General features: G+C 62.3%; 3 protein-coding genes. All 3 read right to left on the reverse strand.

Annotation, left to right across the window (positions count from 1 at the left end; translation table 11 throughout):
* Window positions 1-246: 246 nt before the first annotated feature.
* The 3 genes from KAZ48_11580 to dnaN are packed head-to-tail and all read right to left on the reverse strand — an operon-like array spanning window position 247 to window position 3,055.
* Entirely contained in the window at window positions 247-777 is a 531-nt protein-coding gene (locus KAZ48_11580) for a DUF721 domain-containing protein (GenBank protein MBP7973431.1), read from the reverse strand.
* The gene (recF, locus tag KAZ48_11585; GenBank protein ID MBP7973432.1) at window positions 770-1,915 is read right to left on the reverse strand and encodes a DNA replication/repair protein RecF; all 1,146 of its coding nucleotides are present in this window, start codon (window positions 1,913-1,915) and stop codon (window positions 770-772) included. Before recF ends, KAZ48_11580 begins: the two co-directional genes overlap by 8 nt.
* Window positions 1,916-1,933: 18 nt before the next feature.
* A complete protein-coding gene (gene dnaN, locus KAZ48_11590) occupies window positions 1,934-3,055 on the reverse strand; it encodes a DNA polymerase III subunit beta (protein ID MBP7973433.1) in 1,122 nt (373 codons plus the stop codon).
* Between the last annotated feature and the right edge of the window lie 53 nt (window positions 3,056-3,108).

A 3,108-nucleotide genomic window follows, 5' to 3' on the forward strand; every position in this document is an offset into this window, starting at 1 on the left:
TGTGGTCGCAATGACCGGCTAGCGCCTCGTCAACGGAGTTGTCGACCACCTCATAGACCAGGTGGTGAAGGCCCCTCTCCCCGGTGGATCCGATGTACATCCCGGGACGCTTTCGGACAGCGTCGAGACCTTCAAGAACGGTGATTGCACTAGCGTCATATGACACTTGCTGATCCTACCTGCTAAGGGCACAAAGAACTGCCGGGATGCCTTTGTTTTGGTGGATAAATGGGCTGGTTTGGTGGGCTAGCCGTAGGTGTCGCGAGGCCCTCTGCCGGGCACCCTGAAACGACCCGGTCGCGGGCCGCCGACAGCTGGCCCAACCACCTCGATATCGCGCACGACGCCGGACCCAATCTCCTGCTCGATGCGGGCCAAAATGGTCGGGATCAGCATCCGAACTTGCGTCGCCCAAGCGGTTGATTCGGCGCGCAATCGCAGCGTTGCGGTGGACTGGTCGAACTCCTCCGGTGACACATGCGCCGCAAGGTCCGCGCCGGCGACTTCCGGCCAACGTCCGATGACTCCACCCACCGCAGTGCTCGCCGACCAGTCCCGGTCGCGAACCAGATCGTCCATTCCGGGGCCGACCAGAATTGGGTCACGGCCACCTGGTCCAGCACCTCCGTACTCGTCGTCGCGAACCGGCTGCCATCGCTTGCCGCTGCGCGATCCACGTTGCCCTGAACTGGAACCGGTCGCACGTTGACCACGGACACTGCGGCGGAGCTTTGCTAGCGCCTCGGCAGCCAGGTCCGGCAACTCCTCGTCAGCCACGGTGCACCTCACCCGGCGCAACCGAAAAATTGGTGGCGGCCAATTCCGGCGGTACGTCGTCAGCCACTGCGGCGGTGACGAGCACCTGCTCGGCGCTGGCAGCCACGGTCACCAGGGCTTCGCGGCGCGATTGGTCAAGTTCGGCGAACACGTCATCGAGTATCAACACTGGGTCGCCGCTGCCGTCATCGAGGCCACGCATCAAGTCGAATGATCCGAGCCGCAGCGAAAGTGCCAGCGACCAGCACTCGCCATGGGATGCGTGCGACTTGGCCGGCATCCCACCAATCTCGAACTGAATGTCATCACGGTGCGGCCCAATCAGGGTCACCCCGCGAGCGAGCTCTTCGCGACGTTTTAGCGAAATGTGTTCACGGAGTAAGTCTCGAAGTAATTCGCGATCGCGAGGCAGCGCACAACCGTCGTGATCGGCGGACAGCCAGCGTGGGTAGTAGGCGATTGTGGCCGACTTTCCGGGCGCGACGCGGCCATACGCCGAAGCCACCAGCTCATCAATTTCCGCCATCAACGACAGCCGTCCGAACAGTAGCGATGCACCAACCTCGGCCAGTTGCTCGTCCCACACCTCAAGCGTCGACGCGGCCGACTCATCCAGCGGGCGATTACCTCGACCGGCCATCGACTTCAGCAGAGTCGTTCGTTGCCGGACTATTCGCTCGTAGTCACCGCGAACGGCTGCGTAGCGCGGTGCGCGCTGAACCAGTAGGTCATCGAGGAACCGTCTGCGATCCGACGGGTCACCCTTGACCAACGCGAGGTCTTCTGGGGCAAACAGAACTGTTCGCAGTTGCCCGACCACGTCTCGCGCGCGAACCGGTGAACCGGAAATCTGCACTCGGTTGGCCCGGCCCGGAATGATGGCGATTTCGGTGACCGAGCTGCGATCGCGCCGAATCGACTCCACCCGGATCACTGCCTGCGGGCTCTCGACGCGCACCAGTGGCAAATCCGCGGCGACTCGGTGGCTACTCATGGTGGAGACGTAACCAACGGCCTCAACAACGTTCGTCTTGCCGATCCCGTTGGGACCTAGCAGGACGTTGACTCCCGGCTCAAATGAAACCTCGACATGTGGGTAGCTGCGGAAGTCAAAGAGTTCGACCCGTTCAACACGCACAGTCAGCGACGATGCGCGCTACGACGAGAGTCGTACGGGCATCAGCAGGTACTTGTAGCTGTCGTCGCTATCGGAGCCTGACGGAGTCAACACTGCGGGCTTGGCTGAACCAGTGAAGGAAATGTCGACTTCAGCTGAGTCAATCGCCCCCAGCCCGTCGAGCAGATAATGCGGGTTGAACGCAATCTCGATCGATTCGCCAACGATGCGCGACTCGAGTGATTCCGTCGCTTGCGCCTCATCGCCGGACCCGGCCTGCAGCGCCACTTCCTCGCCGCTGAAGACCAGTCGAACTGGTGTGTTGCGCTCGGCCACCAGAGACACGCGCTTGACGGCCTCGACCAACGCTGACTTCTCCACAGTCGCAACGCTGGAGGAGTCACTTGGCAGTAGTTGCCGGTACTTGGGGAACTCGCCGTCAAGCAGACGGGTGGTCGTGCGGCGACCATCGCCCTCAAAGCCCATCAAGCCTTCCCCGGAGGTGCCGGGCGCGTAGGCAACCGACACTCGCTTGGCTCCGGCGAGCAACTTGGCCGTGTCCGCCAGGATCTTGGCTGGGACTAGCGCTGATCCCTCGAAGCCACCTTGCTCGGGGTTCCAGGTGAACTCCCGCACCGCAAGGCGATAGCGGTCGGTTGCGGCCATGGTGACGTGGTCGTCTTCTATCTCGAGCCGCACACCGAGCAACATCGGCAACGTGTCATCACGACCAGCAGCGATTGCAACCTGCGAGACCGCGTGGGCGAAGGCGCTGCCACTTGCACTACCGACGGGAGCGGGCATCTCTGGTAATTGCGGGTACTCATCTACCGGCAGCGTCGGGAGTACGAACGACGACCTTCCACACTGAACCTCAAGTCGGCTGCCTTCGGTGGCGATCACGACTGGGGCAGCCGGCAACGATCGCGCAATGTCAGCCAACAGCCGCCCGGAAACCAGTACTTGGCCGGGCTCGTCGATCGTTGCCTCAACTTGAACCCTGGCGGCCTGCTCCATATCGAAGCCGGACAAGGTCAACTCGGAATCGTCGCTGGAAATCAAGACACCGGACAAGGTCGGGATTGAGGGACGGGATGGCAGTGCACGAGCTGCCCATGCAACACCGTCCGCCAGGACATCGCGCTCTACCCGGAACTTCACGTCGTTTTGCCTCTCATCGTGCTGCGTCCAATTGTGCTACCCGCATCGTGTCA

The organism is Candidatus Nanopelagicales bacterium, assembly GCA_018003655.1.
Lineage (GTDB): Bacteria > Actinomycetota > Actinomycetes > S36-B12 > UBA10799 > JAGNDY01.